Below are 833 nucleotides of genomic sequence, written 5' to 3'. Positions count from 1 at the left end.
CACTATTACATGGGCGCCGTGATCGCTGAAAAACTGGCGCTAATGGGCAAAAATGTGACGCTGGTCACACCAGCGGCCGACGTGTCCTCCTTCACGATCAACACGCTTGAAAACATTCGAACAGCAAAGCGGCTATATGAGCGTGGCGTTGGAATGGTTACGCACATGGCGCTCACCGGTACGCATGAAGGCCAGGCCCTCTTCGTTGATGCGCGAACAGGCGCAACGAGCCACCGAGAGATCGAGGCCCTTGTCCTCGTCACAGCGCGGCTACCTCGCAACGAACTGTTTGAAGCGCTGACCGCCCGTCTTGACAGGGGTGACGCAGGCCGACTGCGCCGCGTCTCACGCATCGGGGATTGCGAAGCGCCGGCCGCCATCTATGCCGCCGTCTATTCAGGCCACCGTTTTGCTCAAGAATTCGAGAACGGCCACCCGACCTTGCGTCGAGAGCGGATCAATCTTGCCAGCTAGAACCATGTGATGAGCGACCTCATGTCAGCACCAGCGACACCAAATTCCGAAAAGCTTTATGCCCGTGCCCGCGAGGTCATGCCTGGCGGGAACACGCGCACGACCGTCTATCGCAAGCCGCATCAAATCTATGCCTGGCGCGGCGATGGCTGCCGGATCACCGATGTCGATTGCCATGTCCGGATCGACGCCTTGGGGAACTTCACCTCTCTGATCCATGGCTATGGCAATCGCCGGATCCTGGAGGCGGCCACACGGCAGCTCGAAGCCGGCACATGTTTCGGCATGCCTACCGAGAGTGAGATTCGATTGTCAGAAATCCTGTGCGAACGTCTGCCGTCCGTCGAGCAGCTTCGTTA

General features: G+C 59.1%; 1 protein-coding gene and 1 pseudogene. Both read left to right on the top strand.

Translation table 11 applies throughout. The features are described 5' to 3' along the window. A pseudogene (locus tag EN750_RS36850) lies at window positions 1–474 on the top strand (NADH:flavin oxidoreductase); the annotation flags it as partial. 9 nt (window positions 475–483) lie between these two features. Further along, window positions 484–833, top strand: a 350-nt coding sequence (locus EN750_RS36845) for an aminotransferase class III-fold pyridoxal phosphate-dependent enzyme (RefSeq protein WP_245482934.1), incomplete at its 3' end; no start/stop codon positions are given.

The sequence above is a fragment of the Mesorhizobium sp. M7A.F.Ca.ET.027.03.2.1 genome (genome assembly GCF_003999175.1).
GTDB lineage: Bacteria > Pseudomonadota > Alphaproteobacteria > Rhizobiales > Rhizobiaceae > Mesorhizobium.
This window is presented reverse-complemented; position numbering and strand designations above follow the sequence as displayed.